Below are 21,034 nucleotides of genomic sequence, written 5' to 3'. Positions count from 1 at the left end.
GTCCCGGCGACCGTCGGTCCGGGTGGCTAGGGTGCGGACGTGGGCGACGAACGCAGCGCAGCAGGCCGTCTGCACGTGCACGTCGCGGAGCGCGCCGACGCGCTCGTCGCGGCGCTGGCCGACGAGCTCCGGACGCCGCCCGCGGACCCGTTCGCGCCCGACCTCGTGGCGGTGCCGACCCGCGGCGTCGAGCGGTGGGTCGCGCAGCGCCTCGCGCACCGGCTCGGCGCGGGCGGCTCGGGCGCCGAGGACGGCGTGTGCGCGAACGTGCGGTTCGACCCGCCCTCGCGCGTCGTCGCCGACGTGCTCGCGGCCGTCGCCGGCGTCGACCGCCGCACCGACCCGTGGCGACCCGAGGCGCTGCAGTGGGACGTGCTCGACGTGCTGGACTCCCGCGCGCACGAGCCGTGGCTCGCGACGGTCGCGCACCACCTGGGCACGCACCCGCACGCCAGCGGCACGAGCGGCGAGGACGACGAGCTGCGCGCCGGGCGCCGGCTGCACCTCGCGCAGCGCGTCGCGCGCCTGCTGTGGGCGTACGACGCGCGTCGGCCGTCGCTCGCACGCGACTGGGGCTCGGCACCGGCCGGCGACGGCGCGGGCGGTCCGCTGCCCGACGACCTCGCGTGGCAGGCGGAGCTGTGGCGCCTGCTCGTCGAGCGGCTCGGCCCGCCGCCCGCGCTGCGCGTCGACGACGCGGTCGCCCGGCTCGTCGAGCAGCCGGAGCTGGTCGACCTGCCGCAGCGGCTGCACGTGCTCGGACCGACGTCGCTGCCCGCCGCGCACCTCGCGGTGCTCGACGCGCTCGCGGCGCGGCGGGACGTGCACGTGTGGCTCCCCCAGCCGTCGCTCGCGCTGTGGCGCGCGGTCGAACCGGTCCACGGGACCCGCCGACGGCGCAAGACCACCTCGCCCGCGCGGCACCCGCTGCTGCGCTCGATGGCGAACGACGCGTCCGAGCTCGCCGCGCGGGTCAAGGCGCTCGACCCGGTCGTGCACGAGGTCGCGACTCCCCCGCCCGCCGCGAGCGTGCTCGGCGCCCTGCAGGCGCGCGTGCGCGCGGACGCACCACCGGGCTCGTCGTCGCGTGTCCCGGCGGACCCCGCCGACCGCTCGGTGCAGGTGCACGCGTGCCACGGACGGTCGCGGCAGGTCGAGGTGCTGCGCGACGTCGTCGTCGGGCTGCTCGCGGACGACCCGACGCTCGAGCCGCGCGACGTGCTCGTCATGTGCCCGGACGTCGAGGCGTTCGCGCCGCTCGTGCACGCGGTGTTCGGGCCGGCGCCCGACGAGCCCGACGGCTCCCCCACGCCCGAGCACCCGGGCCGCACGCTGCGCGTGCGCATCGCTGACCGGTCCCCGGCGCGCGCCAACCCCGTGCTCGCGGTGCTCACCACGCTCCTGGATCTCGCGGGCTCCCGCGTCACCGCGTCGGCCGTCGTGGACCTCGCGGAGACCGCCCCCGTCCGGCGGCGGTTCGGGCTGGACGACGACGCGCTCGACCGGCTGCGCGCGTGGGCGCTCGAGTCCGGCGTGCACTGGGGCGAGGACGTCGAGCGGCGCGCCCGCTACCGGCTCGGGTCGGTCCCGCAGGGCACGTGGTCCGCCGCGCTCGACCGGCTGCTCCTGGGCGTCGCGATGGCCGAGGAGGGCCAGCGGTACGTCGGGGCCGTGCTGCCGGTCGACGACGTGGGCTCCTCGGACGTCGCGCTGGTCGGGCGCGTCGCGGAGCTGCTGGACCGGCTCACCGGCGTGCTCGCCGACCTGTCCGGCGCGCACCCCGCCGCGCACTGGTTCGACGCGATCGACCGGGCGCTGCTGCTGCTCACCGACGTGGCTCCGGCCGACCGGTGGCAGCAGGCCGAGGCGCAGCGCGTGCTCGCCGACGCGCGCACCGACGCCGCGGGCCGCACGAGCGTGCTGCGGTTGCCGGACGTGGTCGCGTTTCTCGCGCCGCGCCTGGAGGGGCGGCCGACGCGCGCCGGGTTCCGCACGGGTGCGCTGACGGTCTGCTCGCTCGCGCCCATGCGCGCCGTCCCGCACCGCGTGGTCGTGCTGCTCGGCATGGACGACGGCGCGTTCCCGCGCGGCGGACGCCGCGACGGCGACGACCTGCTCGCGCGCGACCCGCTCGTCGGCGAGCGCGACCGCCGGCAGGAGGACCGCCAGCTGTTCCTCGACGCCGTCACGTCGGCGACCGAGCACCTCGTCGTGCTGCACACCGGCGCCGACGAGCGCACCGGGGCGCACCGCCCGCCGTGCGTGCCCGTGGGCGAGCTGCTCGACGCCGTGGACGAGGCCGTCGAGCTGCTCGGCGGGGCGCGCGGCGCGCTCGTCGTCGAGCACCCGCTGCAGCCCGTCGACCCGCGCGTGTTCACACCCGGCGCGCTCGGCCGGCCGGGGCCGTTCGGGTTCGATGCGCTCGACCTCGCGGCGGCCCGGGCCGCGACCGGCCCGCGCGCCGCGTCCGACGTCCTCGTCCCGTCGCCGCTTCCCGTGCCTGAGGACGCAGGCGCCGACGTCGACCTCACCGACCTCGTCGCGGCGCTGCAGCACGCGCCTCGCGCGTTCTTCACGCAGCGCCTCGATGCGACGCTCCCCCGCGACGAGCCGCAGCTCGACGACCGCATGCCGCTCGAGCCCGACGCCCTGACGCGCTGGGCGATCGGCGACCGGATCCTCACCGCGGCGCTCGACGGCGCCGACCTGGCCGCCGCGGCGGCCGCGGAGCGACGCCGCGGGCACCTGCCACCGCGCGAGCTCGGCGGCGCGGCGCTCGAGGCGATCCTCGACGAGGCGCGGCCGATCCTCGAGGCAGCCGCCCCCTACCTCGCGGCCGAGCCCTCGTCGTGCGACGTGCGCGTCGCGCTGCCCCACGCGGGCCGGGCCGTCACCGGGACGGTGGCCGGGCTGCGCGGGGAGGACCTGGTCCGCGTCGTGTACTCCCGGCTCGCGCCCAAGCACCTGCTCGCGTCCTGGCTGCACCTGCTCGCGCTCGCCGCGAGCGGCGCGCGGGTGCGGCGTGCGGTGACGATCGGGCGCGGCCGGGGCGACGCCGCCCGGTCGGTGCTGCGCGCCCCCGAGGCCGAGCACGCGCGCGAGTTGCTGAGCGAGCTCGTCGCGGTGCGCGACGAGGCGCTGCTCGCGCCGATCCCGCTGATCACGCGCACGAGCCACGCGTACGCGACGAGCCGGTGGGAACGCGGCTCGACGTCCGACGCGCTGCGCGCGGCGCGCCGATGCCTCGGCTCCCTGGACGACGCCGAGAACGGCCGCGGCGGGTTCGAGCGGGTCGACGCGTACCACGTGCTCGCGTGGGGCGACGGGTTCGAGCTCGACGACGTGCTCGGTGAACCCACCGAGCTCGACCGGACGCTGCGCCCGCACGAACCCACGAGGTTCGGGGCACTCGCGACCCGCGTGTGGGACGCGCTGCTGCAGCACGAGCGCTTCGAGGAGGCCGTGTGAGCCAGCCGGTTCCCGGGCACGTCGTCGAGGTCCCGGTGTTCGACGTGCCGGTGTTCGACGTACGCGGCCCGCTGCCCGGCGTCGAGACCGTCGTGCTCGAGGCGAGCGCCGGCACGGGCAAGACGTGGACCATCGCGTCGCTCGCCGTGCGGTACGTCGCCGAGCTCGACGTGCGGCTGCCCGAGCTCATGCTCGTGACGTTCGGCCGGGCCGCGACCACCGAGCTGCGCGACCGCGTGCGCTCGCGTCTCGTCGAGGTCGAGCGCGCGCTGCGCGCACCGGCGACCGCGCGCTCGTCGTCGGACGAGGTGGTGGCGCTGCTCGCGGACGTGCCGCCCGGCGAGGCCGAAAGGCGCCGCGCGCGCGTGGCGCGGGCCGTCGCGGAGTTCGACGCCGCGACCATCACGACGACGCACGGCTTCTGCCAGCAGATGCTCGCGATGCTCGGCACGACGGCCGACATGGACCACGACGCGGTGCTCGTGCCCGACGTCGCGGACCTCGAGGCGGACGTCGTCGACGACCTGTACCTGCGCACGTACGCGGCGCAGGCGGAGCCGCTCGTCACCGTCCCGGAGGCGCGCGAGCTCATGCACGCGGCGATCTCCGACCACGCCGCGGCGCTCGAGCCGACCGACGCCGAGCCGGGCACGCGCGCGTTCCACCGGTTCAAGCTCGCCGACGTCGCGCGCGCCGAGATGCGGCGGCGCAAGCGGGCGTCCGGCGTCGTGGACTACGACGACCTGCTCACCCTGCTGCGTGACGCGCTCACCGACCCGGTGACCGGGCCCGCGGCGCGCGAGCGCGTGCGCGGCGCGTACCGCGTGGTCATGGTCGACGAGTTCCAGGACACCGACCCGGTGCAGTGGCAGATCCTCGAGGCGGCCTTCGCGGGCGAGCGCACGCTCGTCCTGATCGGCGACCCGAAGCAGGCGATCTACGCGTTCCGCGGCGCCGACGTCGCGACGTACCTGGTCGCGGCGCAGCACGCGCGCCGCGCGACGCTCGCGCACAACCACCGCGCGGACCCCGACGTGCTCGCCGGCCTGCGCCCGGTGCTCGAGGGCGCTGCGCTGGGCGACCCGCGCATCGTCGTGCGCCCGGTGCAGGCACGTCGCACGGGGCGGCGGCTGCGCGGGGGGCCGCCCGTCGTCCTGCGGCAGGTCACGCGCGAGGCGCTGCGGACGTCGCCGACGAAGGCGCCGCCGGTCGGTGCCGTGCGCGACTTCCTCTACGCGGACGTCGCGGCGCAGGTCGTCGAGACGCTGCGCACGCACCGGGTGGTGGAGGACGACGGCGAGCGACCCGTGCGGCCGGGCGACGTCGCGGTGCTCGTGCGCCGCAACCGCGACGCGCAGGCCGTGCAGCGCACGCTCGCCGAGGCGGGCGTCCCCGCGGTGATCTCGGGGCTCGCGAGCGTGTTCGGCACGCGCTCCGCGCAGCACTGGCTCACGCTGCTGTCCGCGCTCGCGCGACCCGACGACGCACGGCTCGCCGCGGGCGCGGCACTCACCCCGTTCCTGGGCTGGACCGCGGCCGACCTCGCGCTGGCCGACGACGAGGCTCGCGACCGGCTCGCCGAGCGCGTGCGCACCTGGTCGGCGACGCTCGCGTCGCACGGCGTCGCCGCGCTGCTCGAGGCCGCCGCCGCCGCGGGGATCCGCGAGCGCGTCATGCGTCGGGCCGACGGCGAGCGCGAGCTGACCGACGTGCGGCACGTGGGCGAGGCGCTGCACGCGGTCGCGGTGCAGGAGGGGCTCGGGGCGTCCGCGCTGCTGGAGTGGTTGCGCGCGCGCATCGACGAGGCCGCGCGCGACTACGCCGAGGAGCGCAGCCGCCGCCTGCAGACGGACGCCGCCGCCGTCCAGGTCATCACGGTGCACGCGAGCAAGGGCCTGCAGTTCCCCGTCACGCTCGTGCCGTTCGCGTGGGACACGTGGGTGCCGTCGGACCCGCCCGTGCTGCGCTTCCACCGCGACGACGCGCGCACGCTGCACGTGGGCGGTCCTGGCAGCCCGGGGTACGCCGAGGGGCTGCGCGCGCACCAGGACGACGAGGCGGGCGAGCAGCTGCGGCTGACGTACGTCGCGCTCACGCGTGCGCACAGCCAGGTCGTCGTCTGGTGGGCACCGAGCCGCAACTCCGAACGCTCCCCGCTGTCCCGCCTCCTGCTCGCGACGCGCGACGCGGACGGCACGCCCGCCGCGGTCGTGCCGGTGCCGTCCGACGACGACGCGGCCCAGGCGTTCGCCGGCCTCGCCGCGACCACCGGCGGGGCGCTCGTGCACGAGCTCGTCACGCAGGCCCGGCCGCGGGCCCGGTGGTCACCGCCGCCCGTGCCGGCACCGCGGCTCGAGCTCGCGAGGTTCGACCGGGCGCTCGACACCGCGTGGCGCCGCACCTCGTACTCCGGTCTCACGGCCGCGGCGTACGACGCGCACCACCACGCGCCGTCGTCGGAGCCCGAGACGACGGGCGTGCAGGACGAGCCCGAGGGCGCACCGCTCGCGTCGTCGGACACCGCGCAGGCCGACGACGGCTCGGAGGAGGCCGCGCTGCGCGGGCTCGGCTCCCCCATGGCGGACCTGCCCGCGGGGACCGCGTTCGGCACGCTCGTGCACCACGTGCTCGAGAACGTCGACACGCGCGCCCCTGACCTGACCGCCGAGGTCGCGCTGCGCTGCGCGGAGGCCGACCCGGGCCGCGCGCTGCCGGTGGGTCCCGACGAGCTCGCCGCACGCCTGCTGCCCGCGCTGCGCACCCCGCTCGGCACGCTCGCCGACGGGCTGACGCTCGCGGACGTCGCGCCCGCCGACCGGCTGCCCGAGCTGGACTTCGAGCTGCCGCTCGCCGGCGGGGACCGCGTGCGGGCCGCCACCGACGCGCCGGCCGCGGCGTCGCTGCGGGACGTCGCCGCGCTGTGGCGCGCGCACGTGGCCGACGACGACGCGCTCGCCGGCTACGCCGACCGGCTCGCGGACCCCGTGCTCGCGGCGAGCGCGCTGCGCGGCTACCTCACGGGCAGCATCGACGCGGTGCTGCGCGTCCCGTCCGACGACGCCCCGGGCGGGCACCGCTACCTCGTCGTCGACTACAAGACCAACCGCCTCGGCCCGTGGGAGGAGCCGCTGTCGGCGTGGCACTACCGACCCGCCTCGATGCTGGCGGCGATGGTCGAGCACCACTACCCGCTGCAGCTCGTCCTGTACTCGGTCGCGCTGCACCGCTTACTGCGCTGGCGCGTGCCGGGCTACGACCCCGACGCGCACCTCGGCGGCGGGCTGTACCTGTTCGTGCGCGGAATGCTCGGACCCGAGACCCCCGTGCTCGACGGCCCGGCCGGCCCGGCCCCCACGGGCGTGCTCGCGTGGCGTGCCCCGACGCCGCTCGTGCTCGCGCTGTCCGACCTCCTGGCGGGATCCCGATGAGCGACCTCACCACTCTCGTGACGCCCGGCGCCGACACCGGCCCGGACGTGCCCTGGCGCGTCACCGGCCTGCTCGCGCCGTTCGTCGCCGCACGCGTGCTCACCTCGGCGGACGTGCACGTGGCGCGCCGGGTCGCGGGCCTGTGCGGCGAGGACGACGACCGCGTCCGGCTCGCGGCCGCCCTCGCGGTGCGGGCGCTGCGCGCCGGGTCGGTGTGCGTCGTGCTCGCGGACGCCCGCACGCTCGTCGAACCGGCGCAGGACGAGGACGCGCAGGACGAGGACACGCAGGACGAGGGCGCCGTCTCCCCCACCGCCTTCGTCGACCTGCCGTGGCCCGACCTCGACGCGTGGGTCACGGCCGTGCGGGCCAGCCCGGCCGTCGCCGACGGCCCGGACGGCCCCGACGACCGCCCGCTGCGGTGGGCCGGCGGGCGCCTGTACCTCGACCGCTACTGGCGCGACGAGGTCGAGGTCCGTTCGCAGGTCACGCAGCGGCTCGCACGCGTCGAGGTCGACGAGGGACGGCTCGAGGCCGCGGTCGACCGACTCTTCCCGTCCCCCGACGACGAGCGGCAGCGCGCCGCGTTGCGGACCGCGGCGACGTCCCGGCTCACGGTCCTCACGGGCGGCCCGGGCACGGGCAAGACGACGACCGTCGCGCGCCTGGTCGCGGCGCTGCAGGACGTCGCCGGTCCCGGGCTGCGCGTCGCGCTCGCAGCGCCCACGGGCAAGGCCGCCGCACGCCTGCAGGAGTCGGTCAACGCCGAGGTCGCGGCGCTCGCGCTCGACGCGGACCGCGAGCGCGTCGGCGAGCTGCGCGCGAGCACCGTGCACCGCCTGCTCGGTCGTCGTCCGGGCAGCAGCACGCGGTTCCGCCACCACGCCGGGCACCGGCTGCCGCACGACGTGGTCGTGGTCGACGAGACGTCGATGATGTCGCTGTCCCTCATGGCGCGACTGCTCGAGGCCGTGCGCCCGCAGGCGCGCGTCGTGCTCGTCGGCGACGCGCACCAGCTCGCGAGCGTCGAGGCCGGCGCGGTGCTGGGCGACCTCGTCGTGTCGCTGCCGCACGGCGTCGTCGAGCTGACCCGCGAGCACCGGTTCGGTCGCGCGCTCGCGGACCTGGCCCGAGCGATCCGCGACGGCGACGACGAGCGCACGGTCGCGCTCCTGCGCGCGGGCGGGCCGTCGGTCGAGTGGGTCGAGACCGTCGGCGACGTCGCCACGCCCACCGAGGTCGCGACGCTCGAGGCGGACGTGCGCACCACGGGCCGCCGGCTCGTCACCGCGGCGCGCGCGGGCGACGCGGACGGCGCGCTCGCGGCGCTCGGCGAGCACCGGCTGCTGCTCGCGCACCGCCGCGGTCCGGCGGGGGTCGCGCACTGGGCGGCGCTCGCCGAGGAGTGGGTCGCGCAGGAGACCGGCGGCCGCTCGGGTGCGCCGTTCCCGCCCGGCCGGCCGCTCATCGTCACGAGCAACGACCGGGCCACCGGGCTCGCGAACGGCGACACGGGCGTCGTGGTCGCCACGCCCGACGGGGTCGCCGTCGCGTTCGCGACCTCCGACGGGCACCGGCTCGTCCCGACGCACCGCCTGCCGCCCGTCCAGGGCGTGCACGCGATGACCGTCCACCGCGGGCAGGGCAGCCAGTTCACGCGCGTGAGCGTGCTGCTGCCGCCCGCGACCTCGCCCCTGCTCACGCGCGAGCTGCTCTACACCGCCGTCACGCGAGCGCGCGAGCACCTGCGTGTCGTCGGGACGCAGGACGCCGTGCGCGCCGCGGTACGACGCCGCGTGCAGCGCGCGACCGGGCTCGGGTCACCGTCGGCCTAGGGCCCAGGGACTCAGCCCCGCAACGGCAGCCACTCCAGCACGTCCTGGATCTTCGCGTCCCAGTACTCCCAGTCGTGGTCGCCGGGACCGTCGACGTCGGTGGTGACCTCGACCCCCCGCACACGCGCGGCCTCCAGCCAGCGGAGGTTCGCGCCGTGCAGGAAGTCCTCGGCGCCGCACGAGACGTACAGCGCCGGCAGCGTGGCCGGGTCGGCCTGCTCGACCAGGCCGATCAGGTCGTCGCCCGGGCCGGGCACCTGCCCGCCCCACACCTGCGGCACCTCCTCGTCCCACAGGTGCGCGTCGCTCACCACGTCCAGCGCGCCGGACAGCGAAACCGCCGCCGCGAACCGCTCCGGGTGGCGCAGCGCCCACTTGAACGCGCCGTAGCCACCCATCGACAGCCCCGCGACGAACGTGTCCTCCCGACGCGTCGAGACCCGGAAGAACGACGCGACGACCGCCGGCAGCTCGGCGGTCAGGTGCGTCCAGTACGCGCCGCCGTGCACCTCGTCGGCGTAGAACGAGCGCCCGCCGCGCGGCATCACGACAGCGACACCGTGACGTGCCGCGTACCGCTCGATCGACGTCCGACGGGTCCAGATCGTCTCGTCGTCGCTCAGGCCGTGCAGGAGGTACAGCACCGGCGGCGGCGCGTCGTCCGCGACGCCTCGCATCCCGATCTGGGCCTGCGTGGCCTGCGGGAGGACGACGGTGACCGCCGTGCTGACGCGCAGCGCGTCGGAGAAGAAGTGGCAGGTGAGCAGCGCCATCGCGGACCTCCGGGTCGAGAGCCCCAGCCTGCCATGCGCGTGCGGACGCCCCGGTCAGCCCAGCCGGTCGGGCGCGCCGTCCACGTCGACGAGCCGCAGGTGGATGCGCGCCAGGTCACCCGCCTCGACGGACTCCTTGCGCCGCACCGCGGCCTTGACGGGCAGCACGTACGTCTCGGCTCCCGGGAAGATCGACGTGCGCCACGTCGTCGTCCCGATGGTCGCCTCGACGCGGACCGAACCGAACCCGCGCGACGACCCTTCGACGACGTCCGCAATGTCGTCCGCCACGTCGGTCGGCAGGTCGGCGAAGGTCCACGAGTCGTGCTTGCGCGCGTCCCACAGACGCAACCGGGTCTCGAACTCGACGTCCACGGCCCCGATCATGCCGCGCGGGTCCGACACGCACCGCGCCGGGCCGACCGCGCGGGCAGGTCAGGCGCGCATCGCGACCGTGCTCGCCGCGATCGGCGCGGACAGCTGCGTGCTCCCGGTCAGGTGCCGGTCCACCGACGCGGCGACCGCGCGGCCCTCCGCGATCGCCCACACGACGAGCGACTGCCCGCGCCCGCAGTCCCCGGCGACGAACACGCCGGGCGTGCCCGTGGTGAAGTCGTCGGCACGCACGAACGCGCCGCGCGGGCCGACCTCGAGCCCGAGCTCGTCGGCGAGCGAACCGCGCTCCGGCCCGGTGAAACCGAGCGCCAGCAGCACGAGCTGCGCGGGCAGCACGCGCCGCGTGCCGGGCACCGGGACGAACGCGCCGTCGTCACCGCGTCGCACGTCCACGAGCGCCAGGCCGGCCACGCGCCCGTCGTCGTCCCCGACGAGCTCGGTGGTGCTCACGGCGAACAGCCGCTCGCCGCCCTCCTCGTGCGACGTCGAGATCTTGAACACCGTCGGGTACGTCGGCCACGGCTGGTCCGACGGGCGCTCGTGCGGAGCGGGCGGCATGATCTCGAGCTGCGTGATCGATCGCGCCCCCTGCCGCACGGCGGTCCCGACGCAGTCCGCACCCGTGTCGCCACCGCCGACGACCACGACGTCGAGCCCCGTCGCGACGGGCGCACCCGGCAGCGGCTCGCCCACGGCCGCGTGGTTCGCGGGCACCAGGTAGTCCATCGCGGGCATCACGCCGCGCAGCTCGCGTCCCGGGACGTCGAGGTCGCGCGGGACCGTCGAGCCCACGGTCACGACGACCGCGTCGTGCCGCAGCCGCAGCTCGTCGCCCCCGATGTCGCGGCCGACCTCCACCCCGCACCGGAACACCGTGCCCTCGGCGCGCATGACGTCCAAGCGCCGCTCGAGCACCGCCGCGGGCAGCTTGTACTCCGGGATGCCGAAGCGCATCAGGCCGCCGGGCGCGGGCGCGCGCTCGTACACCGTGACGGTGTGGCCGACGCGCGTGAGCTGCTGCGCCGCGGCGAGCCCCGCGGGACCCGAGCCGACCACCGCGACCGTGCGACCGGTCATGCGCTGCGGCACCGCGGGCGTGACGAGGCCACGGTGGAACGCTTCCTCGACGATCGACAGCTCGACGTTCCGGATGGTCACGGGCGCCTGGTTGATGCCCAGCACGCACCCCGACTCGCACGGCGCGGGACACACCCGCCCCGTGACCTCCGGGAAGTTGTTGGTCTGGTGCAGGCGGTCCGACGCGTCGCGCCACTGCGCCCGCCACGTGAGGTCGTTCCACTCCGGGACCAGGTTCCCCAGCGGGCACGCGTGGTGGCAGAACGGCACGCCGCAGTCCATGCACCGTCCGGCCTGGCGGTGCAGCACCGCGAGCGCGTCAGGCTCGCCCGTCGGGTGCCGGTGCACCTCCGCCCAGTCGAGGATCCGGACCGGGACCGGGCGGTCGCACGGGAGCTCGCGCTCACGCGTGCGCAGGAACCCACGGGGATCGGCCATGGCCGGACCGTAGACCCGGGACCGGGCGGCGAGACGCGCCGAAGGTCCCGATCGCACCCCTGTGGACAACGCCCGATCCGCGGCTTTCATCCCGGCTAAGGTCCGGCGTCGACCATCAACCAGGGGGAACCTCATGCGTCGAACGCTCCTCGTCCTCGCCGCCGTGCTCGGCGGCCTGCTCCTCGTCGTCGGCTCCGCCGTCGCCGTCGTCTTCGGACCCGACGACACGGCGGACGCCCCCGCGACCTCGCTGCCGAGCGGCGTGCGGGCGGCGTCGACCGTCCCGGACCTGCTCGGGTACCGCGACGCCACGCTGCGTGTCACCGCCCGCAGCTCGGGCGGCGCGGTGTTCGTCGGCACCGGGAACCCGATCGACGTCGACAGCTACCTGGCCGACACCCGGCAGCTGCGCGTCACGACGGTCACGCCGCAGGACGGCGGTACCGGGACGGTCCGCGGCAGCGCGCCGCAGCCCGCCGCCGCGGCGTCGTCGGCCGACTTCTGGGACCGCTCCGCGCACGGCAAGGGGCCGCAGTCGCTCACGCTCGAGCTCGACGGGACGCCGACGAGCGTCGTCGTGCTCGCCGCGGGCGAGCGCGGGACCGTCTCGGTGACGTTCGGGATCGTCGTCGCGCACGCGTTCGTCGCCGGGGTCGTCGCGGCGGTCGTCGGGCTCGCCCTGCTCTCGCTGCCGTTCCTCGCGCGCGGTCGGCGTCGTCGGCGCGAGCGGGCGCAGGCGCGGGCCGCCTCGGCCGTGGACGAGCCCACGACGCCGACGACCGAGCCCGTCGGCGCCCGCCTGCGCACCGCGCACCGCCCGCTGCGGTGGGTCGTGCCCGCCGTGTCGGTCGTCGCCCTCGCGGGCTGCGCGGCGATCCCGCAGCGCGTCTCGACACCGGAGATCACCCGGCCCGGGATCGAGCGCGAGGACCTCGCCGCGGCGCTGGCGTCCTACGACGAGCGCAACAACGCGGCCATCGACCTCGCGTCGCGCGAGCACGACCCGAAGGGCTGGGCGTCCGCGGACCGCGGCGTGATCCTGCGCACCGACCTGCACGACACGCGGTACGCGAAGGAGAGCGGCGAGCCGAAGGCCCCGGGCACGGCCCTGACGACGACGCCCGAGAAGGACTCGCTCGTCGCGCCCGCCTTCACGCAGTACCCCATGTGGTTCGCGGTCACCGGCACGCTCGCCGAGGCCGACGCGAAGAAGCCGCAGCGCGCGCTGCTCGTGTACGAACGGGACGGCGTGCTCGACCCGTGGCGCATGAGCACGCACCTCACGCTCGAGGACGCCGAGCTCCACGCGCTCGCACCCGGGGCGGCGTCGCAGCCGACCCCCGCGCAGGTCAAGCGGGCGCAGGCGGTGTCGGACCAGGTGGCGGCCTACCTCGAGACCGGCGAGAAGGGCGACCTCACCGTGCCCGAGGACCTCCAGGAGCTGCGCGAGCAGATCGTCGGCGACGGCGAGACCTCCCGGCTCATCCACGCGGCGGTCCGCGCGGTCGGGTCGGGCGACGACCCGAGCGACCCGGGTGACGGCGCGCCGAAGGTCGCGGCGGTCGACGGCGGCGTGCTCGTCACCGCGACGTACAGCGTCGACTACACGCACGCGGCGACGGACGTCGGAGCGACGCTCGCGTTCAGCGACGAGGCGTTCGCGCGTGCGGTCGGGCAGCCTGGCCGGCACGGCTCGCTGGACCTGCACCAGGTGCTCGCGGTGGCCGTCCTGGTCCCGGAGAAGGGTGGGCCGACGTTCCTCGGCGTCCGCGCGGACACGGTGGGACCCGCCGACGGGTGAGGAATGGGCGTCAGCCCGCGAGCTCGCTCAGCACCGCCCGGCGCGTCACCTGCTCCGTCACCGCGACACGCCCCTCGTCGGCGAACACCTCGACGAGGCCCGCGTCCGCGACGACGAGCAGGTCGACGTCCCGGTCGGGCAGCGCGACGACCGTGCGGTGGTACGCGGGCGGGATCGCGGCCGGGGAGCAGCGCGCGCGGTCGACGACGAGCACGCGCTGCCCCGCATCCCGCTCGACCCGCAGCTCGAGGCGCAACGCGGGGTCGCCGGCGGCGTGCAGCGCGAGCTCGCGGGCGCTCCCGGCCGCGACGTCCACGCGGTGGACCGCCACGCCGGGCAGAGGGCCTGCGGGCAGCGGGCCGGCGGGTAGCACCGGGGTCGAGCGCACGACGAGGTCGGCCGGCGAGCGCACCTCGGACCCCGGGTCCGCCGGGACGAGCTCGAGGTCGCGCGCGAGGGTCATGGTCGCGCCCCAGGGCTCGTCGCGCAGGTCGCGCGCGTACAGCCACGACCCGGCCCAGCCGAGCGACACCGCGCGGCCGCCGGGGGCGTCGGCGAACGTCACGGCGGCGTAGTGGTCGTGCCCGTGGTCGAGCCAGCGCACCTCGTCGTGCGCCGCGGTGAACGTGGTGCCGTCGAAGTCGCCGACCATGTACTGCGTCGCGGAGCCCCCTCCTGCGGGTCCGCCGCGGTCGACGTTGACGAGCAGCACCCACGCCGTCCCGTCGCCGCCCGCGCCCGCCACGGGCATCCGCACCAGGTCCGGGCACTCCCACTGCCCCTCGACCGAGCCCTGCGGCCCGAACGTCGACACCATCTCCCACGTGCGCAGGTCCGGCGAGGTCCACAGCTCGACGCGCCGCCCGCGCGGGTCCGCGAGCGCCATGCGCCAGTGCCCGGCGTCGGCGTCCCAGCGGACCTGGGGGTCGCGCGAGTCCTGGCGGCCCACGTCGATCACGGGGTTGCCGGACCACCGCGTGAACGTCCGCCCCTCGTCGTGGCTGACCGCGAGCGACTGCGTCTCGGTGCCCGCCCGCGGCGAGCCGGGCTCGTGGTGGCTCGTGAACACGGCGACCATCGGCCCGCAGGGCCCGTCGTCGTCCCGCGCGAACCCGGCGGTGTCGAGCGGGTCGGACACGACGCACCCGCTGAACGCCATGGCGTCCGCGGTCGCGGGCAGCGGGTGCCCCTCCCACCGCCACGTCACGAGGTCGCGCGACGTGGCGTGCCCCCACCCGATCGAGCCCCAGTCGTCGCCGTGCGGGTTGTGCTGCAGGAACAGGTGCCACACGCCGTCGCGGTGGACCAGCCCGTTGGGGTCGTTCATCCAGGTCCGACCGGTGGTGAAGTGCGCGACGGGCCAGGGCATCGTCGCCACCCCCTCTCGTGGACGGCGTCCGCCGGCGGTGCCGCTGCGAGTCACAGTAGGCCGACCTGCGGGAACGGGCGCGCCTGTGACCCAGGTCCCACTTCGCCCCGATCCGCGCCACGTAATCTCCGAGTCAAGTGCGGACCGTGTACCGGTGTTGTCGCGCCCGACCTCGTCGGGCTCCCCGGGCGGTCCTCGACGAAGGGAGCACCCGTGGACACCCTCTCGGCCCTGTCCGCCGTCCACCTGCCGCCCGCCGTGCGCGCCGCGCTCGACGCGAGCCCGCGCGTGCTCGTCCCGCAGACGCGCGAGGAGCTGTACCGGCTCACGCTCGGTCCCGTGGGCGGGCCGATCCACGAGGTCGCCTACGACGTCGAGACCGACGAGGGCGTGCGCAGGATCGTCGAGGCCACGGTCACGCGCTGCCGCAACGGCATCGCGGTGAACTACCCCGAGGACTACATGCGTCGGCGCGACCCCGACTGCATGCGCATCGCCGACGACCTGCCCACCGACAAGCCGCGCTACCGCGACGTCTTCGGCGAGGAGTTCGCACCGACCAAGTCCGCGACGCTCGAGTGGCTCGGCCGCCAGGACCTCGTCGTCGTCCCCTTCAAGGCCGGCGGCCCCACGTTCGGCTACCCGTCCCTCGCGCTCGTCCCCGTCAACGCCGCGTTCTTCGCGCTCGCGCTCGTCGACCTGCAGGGCTGGGTCACGTTCGAGGAGCTGACGGAGCAGCACGGCGAGTTCGCCCCGCGCTCGATCCTGTACGTCGCGCCGCCGTTCCGGCACACCGCGTTCCACGGCCGCCAGGTCGTCGTGCACGACCGCACGCCCGACCTGCACGAGGTCTTCGCGTACAACCTCTACCCGGGGCCGAGCGCCAAGAAGGGCGTGTTCTCCGTGCTGCTCGACATCGGCGAGCGCGAGGGCTGGATCACCGCGCACGCCTCGTCGGTGCGGGTCACCACGCCGTACGACAACGAGACCGTCGTCATGCACGAGGGCGCCTCGGGCGGCGGCAAGTCCGAGATGTGCCAGGAGTTCCGCCGCCAGGAGGACGGTCGCATCCTGCTCGGCACCAACGTCGTCACCAATGAGCCGTACGTCATCACGCTCGCCGAGTCGAGCGCGCTCGCCCCCGTCACCGACGACATGACGCTGTGCCACTCGTCGCTGCAGGACAACGACGGGCGGCTCGTCATCGCCGACGCCGAGGCCGGCTGGTTCGTGCGCGTCGACAACATGCGCGCGTACGGCGAGGACCCGAACTTCGAGCGTGCCTGCATCCACCCCGACAAGCCGCTCGTGTTCTTCAACATCGCGGGCGTGCCCGACTCGACCGTCCTGCCGTGGGAGCACACGCTCGACTCGAACGGCAAGCCGTGCCCCAACCCGCGCGTCGTGATCGACCGCTCGATGATCCGCAACGTCGTGTCGAAGCCCGAGCACGTCGACGTCCGCACGTTCGGCGTCCGGATGCCCGCGTGCACCCGCGAGAACCCGACCTACGGGATCATGGGCGTCACGCACTTCGTCCCGCCGGCCCTCGCGTGGGTGTGGCGCCTCATCGCGCCGCGCGGCGACAAGAACCCGTCGATCGGCGAGTCCGCGTCCGAGCGCAAGACCATCAAGCACGGCGGCATGGTGTCCGAGGGCGTCGGGTCGTACTGGCCGTTCTCGACCGGCACCAAGGTCGAGGCTGCGAACCTGCTGCTGCGTCAGCTCGTCGACGCGCACCGCACGCGGTACGTCCTCACGCCGAACCAGCACATCGGCGCCTACCAGGTCGGCTTCGCGGCCGAGTGGATGACGCGCGAGTACCTCGCCCGTCGCGGCGGTGGCCGGGTGCGGCGCGACCAGCTCACGCCCGCGCGCTGCCCGCTGTTCGGCTACACGCTGCGCGAGATGAAGCTCGACGGGCAGCTCGTGCGGCCCACGTGGCTCGCACCCGAGATGCAGTCCCAGGTGGGCGTCGAGGCGTACGACGAGGGTGCGCGCATCATCTCGGCGTTCTTCCGCTCCGAGCTCGAGCAGTACCTCACCGACGACCTCGACCCGCTCGGCCGGGCGATCATCGACGTGGTGCTCAAGGACGGCTCGGTCGAGGACTACGAGGCGCTCACGCCGATGCACCTCTGAGACCCGGGGTGGCGGCGGGGTCCATCGACGTGTCCCCCGCCGCCACCTCGCTCTGCCCGACCTGCCCCTGGCGCGTGTGGGCGGTCGGGTCGAACATGCGTTCGTGGACACAGGGTGCGCGACGATCCTGCACGCCGACCTCGACGCGTTCTACGCGTCGGTCGAGCAGCGCGACGACCCGCGCCTGCGGGGCCGGCCGGTCGCCGTCGGTGGCGGGGTCGTGCTCGCCGCGTCCTACGAGGCGAAGCGGCGCGGCGTGCGCACCGCGATGGGCGGTCGCCAGGCGCGCGGCCTGTGCCCCGACCTGATCGTCGTCCGGCCGCGGTTCGACGCGTACGTCGAGGCGAGCCGCGACGTGTTCGCGATCTTCCGGGACGTGACGCCGCAGGTGCAGGGCGTGTCGATCGACGAGGCCTTCCTCGACGTGCGCGGGCTGCGGCGCGCCGACACGACCACACCCGTCGAGCACGCCGCGCGCGTGCGGGCCCGGGTCCGCGACGAGGTGGGGCTGCCGATCACCGTCGGCGTCGCGCGCACGCCGTTCCTCGCGAAGGTCGCCAGCCGGGTCGCCAAGCCCGACGGGCTGCTGCTCGTCGAGCCCGACGCGGAGGACGCGTTCCTCGCGCCGCTGCCCGTCGAGACCCTGTGGGGCGTCGGCGAGAGCACCGCGACGAAGCTGCGCGGGTACGGGCTGCGCACGGCCGGCGACGTCGCGGCGCTCGACGAGCGCGTGCTGCGCGGCCTGCTCGGACCCGCGGCCGGGTCGCACCTGTTCGCCGTCGTGCACGGCCGGACACCGGCGCGCGTCGTCACCGACCGGACGCGCGGCTCGGTCGGCGCCCAGCGCGCCCTCGGGCGCGGTCCGCACTCCCCCGACGCCGTCCGCGCCGCGCTGCTCGGCCTCGTCGACCGCGTGTGCCGTCGGCTGCGCGCGGGGCACCTCACCGCACGGACCGTCGTGCTGCGGCTGCGCTTCGCGGACTTCACTCGTGCGACGCGGTCCCGCACGCTCGCGTTCGGCACCGCGTCGGGCGACGAGCTGCGCGACGCGGCGCTCGGGCTGCTGGAGGCCGCGCGGGACCTCGTCTCGACGCGCGGGATCACGCTCGTCGGGGTCGCGCTCACCGGCCTGGCCGGCGACGCCGTCGTGCAGCCGCCGCTGCCGCTCGGTCCCGCGCACGACTCCCTCGACCGCGCCGTCGACTCGCTCGCGGACCGGTTCGGCTCACGCGCCGTGCGGCGCGCGAGCCTGCTCGTCGTCGGCGACGGCTTCGAGGCGCCTCAGCTGGACGACGTGACGAGGTCGGCGCGCGCGCCTGCTCACGACGGTGGGCGGCGGCGTCGATGATCTGGTGGGTGGCGCGCGGGCGTGAGCGCGCCGGGCGTCGAGAGGTCGGGGACGGGTGCGCGGCAGGAGGGCAGGGCGGACGTCGCGCGCGCGGGCCGCCACGGGTCTGCTCGTCGGAGCGCTGCTCGCCGCGGTCACCGCCGCCGGGTGTGCCGACGTCGGGCTCGCCGGGTCCCACCCGGGCGCACCGGATGCCGCCACGAGCACGCCGACGCCGACCGTCGCGACAGCGACCGCCGATCCAGCGCCCACCAACCCTGCCACGGCCGACCCCGCCGCCACCGACCCGACCGCCACCCAGTCGACCGCCACCCAGCCGGCGAACCACGACACAGCACTCGCCGCCCTCGACGCACTCGCCGTCAAGGGCCGCGCACCCCTGACCGGCTACGACCGCGACGAGTTCGGCTACCGGGCCGTCGACGCGGACCGCAACGGCTGCGACACGCGCAATGACATCCTGCGCCGCGACCTCAACGACGCGGTGCTGCGCCCCGGCGGGTGCGTGGTGCGCGCGGGCACCCTCGTCGACCCGTACTCCGGCGCGACGATCCCGTTCGAGCGAGGCGCGGCGACGTCCGCCGCGGTGCAGGTCGACCACGTCGTCGCGCTCGCCGACGCGTGGCAGAAGGGCGCGCAGCGCTGGGACGAGGAGACGCGTCAGGCGTTCGCCAACGACCCGCTCAACCTGCTGGCCGTCGACGGCGGGCTGAACTCCGCGAAGGGCTCGGGCGACGCGGCCACCTGGCTGCCACCCGCCCGCGGGTACCGCTGCGCGTACGTGGCGCGGCAGGTCGCGGTGAAGCACGCGTACGGGCTGTGGGTGACCACGGCGGAGCGGGACGCCATCGCGCGCGTGCTGCACACGTGCCCCGACGAGCCCCTCCCGCCGGTCAGCACGGTCACGCCGCGGCGGACCCCCGGGCCGAGCCCTCTCCCCGCCGCGACGGTCGCGCCCGAGGGTCCCTTCGCGAGCTGCGCGGAGGCACGCGCTGCGGGCGCCGCGCCCCTGCACGCGGGCGACCCGGGCTACCGCGCCGGGCTCGACGGCGACGGCGACGGGATCGCCTGCGAGTAAGGCGGCTCGCGACGGACGCCGCCATGGTTCGAGTTATTCGCTGGCCCGCGGTGTCCCGCTCGTGCGAGCCTCGGCCGTCCTTGTCGTCGACCTAGGTGGTGATCATGACGGGCACCCGGTTCGCGCCGCACCAGCCGCGCTGACCCGAGGGCCCCGCCGCGTCGGCGAGGGCACCGGGTTCGCGCACACGTCGAACCCCGGGAGCTCGTATGTCCACGCCCACCACCTCCGCGCGCGCCCACGCGCGCTCCAGCGTCACGTTCACCGACGTCAGGTTCGTCCACCCGGACGGCGCGGTCACGCTCGACGACGTCACGGGGTCGTTCGGCCCCGGCCGCACGGGTCTGCTCGGCGCCAACGGCTCCGGCAAGTCGACCCTGCTGCGTTTGGCGGCGGGCCGCCTCACGCCGACCGCAGGCACGGTCGTCGTCGCGGGCGACGTCGCGTACCTCCCGCAGCACGTCGCGCTCGACACCACGTCGACCGTCGCCGACCTGCTGGGCGTCGGCCCGCCGCTCGCCGCGCTGCGCGCGATCGAGTCCGGCGACACCGCCGAGCAGCACTTCGAGACGGTCGGCGACGCGTGGGACGTGGAGTCCCGCGCGGCCGACGCCCTGCACCCGATCGGGCTCGAGGCCCGCGACCTGGACCGGGCGTCCGCGTCGCTATCGGGCGGCGAGGCCGTGCTCGTCGCGGTCGCCGGTCTGCGCCTGCGGCGGGCGGCGGTCACGCTGCTCGACGAGCCGACCAACAACCTCGACCGCGACGCGCGTGCGGCGCTGCGCGAGCAGCTGCGCACGTGGCCCGGCGCGCTCGTCGTGGTGTCCCACGACGTCGCGCTGCTCGACGAGATGGACGAGATCGCCGAGCTCTACGCGCACCGGCTGTCCGTGCACGGCGGGTCGTACTCGTCGTGGCGGTCCCGGCTCGAGACCGAGCAGGCCGCGGCGGCGCGCGCCGTGCGTGCCGCAGAGCAGCAGGTCAAGGTCGAGAAGCGGCAGCGCGTCGAGGCCGAGACGAAGCTCGCGCGCCGGGCACGGCAGGGCAGGACGATGGCAGCCAACGCGAAGGCGGCGCCGATCGTCCTCAACGCGTGGGCCGCGAAGTCCGAGGTCACGGCCGGCCGCCACCGGCGGACGATGGACGAACGTCTCGCGACGAGCCGCGCGGCGGCGGACGCGGCCGCGGCCCGGCTGCGTGACGACGAGGCCGTGCATCTCGACCTCCCCGACCCGGACGTGCCGCGCGGTCGGCGCATCGCCGAGCTGCCCGGTGCGCCCGAGGTCGCGGGGGGTGTCGTGCGGGTGCAGGGACCCGAGCGGCTCGGCATCGTCGGTGCGAACGGCGTGGGCAAGACGACGCTGCTCGAGCTGCTCGTCGGCACCGCGGTGGACCGGCCCGGCGTGCCGGTCGACCCCGAGCGCGTGCGCCGGTTCACGCACCTCGTCGGCTACCTGCCGCAACGGTCGTGGCACCTGGACGACGACGAGAGCGCCCTGACGCTCGTCGGCGCGGCGGCCCCCGCCGTGCCCGACCGCGAGCTGCGCAACCGCCTCGCGCGGCTGCTGCTGCGCGGGGACACCGTGCACCGGCCGGTCGGGACGCTCTCCGGGGGCGAGCGGTTCCGGGTCGCGCTCGCACGGCTGCTGCTCGCCGACCCCACGCCGCAGCTGCTCGTCCTCGACGAGCCGACGAACGACCTCGACCTCACCACGGTCGACCAGCTCGTCGGCGCGCTCGGCGCGTACCGCGGAGCGCTGCTCGTCGTGAGCCACGACGAGCACTTCCTCGGCCGGCTCGGCCTGGACCGCGTGCTTGAGCTCGGGCGTGACGGCGCGCTGCGCGAGGTCGCCCTGTCGTCGTGACCGCGCCGTCCCGCTG

12 protein-coding genes are annotated in these 21,034 nt (G+C 76.0%); 8 read left to right on the top strand and 4 right to left on the bottom strand.

The window, feature by feature from the left end; genetic code table 11:
• The first annotated feature begins 39 nt into the window (after positions 1-39).
• From recC to recD, 3 genes are read left to right on the top strand one after another with little or no spacing between them, the layout of a single operon-like run.
• Positions 40-3,468, top strand: a complete 3,429-nt coding sequence (gene recC / locus F1D97_RS08915; RefSeq protein WP_236120180.1) for an exodeoxyribonuclease V subunit gamma — start codon at positions 40-42, stop codon at positions 3,466-3,468.
• Positions 3,465-6,896 carry a UvrD-helicase domain-containing protein gene (locus tag F1D97_RS08910; RefSeq protein WP_236120179.1) on the top strand — a complete coding sequence of 1,144 codons (3,432 nt, stop codon included), beginning with the start codon at positions 3,465-3,467 and terminating at the stop codon, positions 6,894-6,896. Before recC ends, F1D97_RS08910 begins: the two co-directional genes overlap by 4 nt.
• Positions 6,893-8,731: an exodeoxyribonuclease V subunit alpha gene (gene recD / locus F1D97_RS08905; RefSeq protein WP_236120178.1), complete on the top strand. Its 1,839-nt coding sequence runs from the start codon at positions 6,893-6,895 to the stop codon at positions 8,729-8,731. Before F1D97_RS08910 ends, recD begins: the two co-directional genes overlap by 4 nt.
• A gap of 11 nt (positions 8,732-8,742) precedes the next feature.
• Here the strand turns inward: recD and F1D97_RS08900 are convergent, their stop codons facing one another.
• The 3 genes from F1D97_RS08900 to F1D97_RS08890 are packed head-to-tail and all read right to left on the bottom strand — an operon-like array spanning position 8,743 to position 11,415.
• Positions 8,743-9,504 carry an alpha/beta hydrolase gene (locus tag F1D97_RS08900; RefSeq protein ID WP_236120177.1) on the bottom strand — a complete coding sequence of 254 codons (762 nt, stop codon included), beginning with the start codon at positions 9,502-9,504 and terminating at the stop codon, positions 8,743-8,745.
• Between the two features lie 54 nt (positions 9,505-9,558).
• Positions 9,559-9,879, bottom strand: coding sequence for a DUF1905 domain-containing protein (locus F1D97_RS08895; protein ID WP_236120176.1), 321 nt, complete (start codon positions 9,877-9,879; stop codon positions 9,559-9,561).
• 60 nt (positions 9,880-9,939) lie between these two features.
• A complete protein-coding gene (locus tag F1D97_RS08890; RefSeq protein WP_236120175.1) occupies positions 9,940-11,415 on the bottom strand; it encodes a glutamate synthase subunit beta in 1,476 nt (491 codons plus the stop codon).
• 133 nt (positions 11,416-11,548) lie between these two features.
• Between F1D97_RS08890 and F1D97_RS08885 the strand changes: the two genes are divergently transcribed.
• A complete protein-coding gene (locus F1D97_RS08885) occupies positions 11,549-13,216 on the top strand; it encodes a hypothetical protein (protein WP_236120174.1) in 1,668 nt (555 codons plus the stop codon).
• Between the two features lie 10 nt (positions 13,217-13,226).
• Here F1D97_RS08885 and F1D97_RS08880 read toward each other — a convergent pair whose 3' ends face one another.
• Entirely contained in the window at positions 13,227-14,585 is a 1,359-nt protein-coding gene (locus F1D97_RS08880; RefSeq protein ID WP_236123545.1) for a glycoside hydrolase family 32 protein, read from the bottom strand.
• Positions 14,586-14,798: 213 nt separating this feature from the next.
• Here F1D97_RS08880 and F1D97_RS08875 point away from each other — a divergent pair, with 213 nt between their 5' ends.
• From F1D97_RS08875 to F1D97_RS08860, 4 genes are all read left to right on the top strand, one after another.
• Entirely contained in the window at positions 14,799-16,727 is a 1,929-nt protein-coding gene (locus F1D97_RS08875) for a DUF4914 family protein (protein WP_236120173.1), read from the top strand.
• 103 nt (positions 16,728-16,830) lie between these two features.
• On the top strand, positions 16,831-18,075 hold the full coding sequence (gene dinB / locus F1D97_RS08870) for a DNA polymerase IV (protein ID WP_236120172.1): 1,245 nt from the start codon (positions 16,831-16,833) through the stop codon (positions 18,073-18,075).
• A gap of 55 nt (positions 18,076-18,130) precedes the next feature.
• Positions 18,131-19,153, top strand: coding sequence for a GmrSD restriction endonuclease domain-containing protein (locus tag F1D97_RS08865; protein ID WP_236120171.1), 1,023 nt, complete (start codon positions 18,131-18,133; stop codon positions 19,151-19,153).
• 209 nt (positions 19,154-19,362) lie between these two features.
• Complete coding sequence (locus tag F1D97_RS08860) at positions 19,363-21,018, top strand: ABC-F family ATP-binding cassette domain-containing protein (RefSeq protein ID WP_236120170.1); 1,656 nt, start codon at positions 19,363-19,365, stop codon at positions 21,016-21,018.
• Positions 21,019-21,034: the final 16 nt, after the last annotated feature.

The sequence above is a fragment of the Cellulomonas palmilytica genome, assembly GCF_021590045.1.
Taxonomy (GTDB): Bacteria; Actinomycetota; Actinomycetes; order Actinomycetales; family Cellulomonadaceae; genus Cellulomonas; species Cellulomonas palmilytica.
Note: the sequence above shows the minus strand (reverse complement) of the source record. Positions and strands in the feature narration are given on the sequence as shown.

Coding starts and splice junctions, on each gene's coding strand:
- F1D97_RS08890 (WP_236120175.1), bottom strand. CDS start 11,415: ATGGCCGATCCCCGTGGGTTCCTGCGCACGCGTGAGCGCGAGCTCCCG.
- F1D97_RS08885 (WP_236120174.1), top strand. CDS start 11,549: ATGCGTCGAACGCTCCTCGTCCTCGCCGCCGTGCTCGGCGGCCTGCTC.
- F1D97_RS08860 (WP_236120170.1), top strand. CDS start 19,363: ATGTCCACGCCCACCACCTCCGCGCGCGCCCACGCGCGCTCCAGCGTC.
- F1D97_RS08880 (WP_236123545.1), bottom strand. CDS start 14,585: ATGCCCTGGCCCGTCGCGCACTTCACCACCGGTCGGACCTGGATGAAC.
- F1D97_RS08900 (WP_236120177.1), bottom strand. CDS start 9,504: ATGGCGCTGCTCACCTGCCACTTCTTCTCCGACGCGCTGCGCGTCAGC.
- recD (WP_236120178.1), top strand. CDS start 6,893: ATGAGCGACCTCACCACTCTCGTGACGCCCGGCGCCGACACCGGCCCG.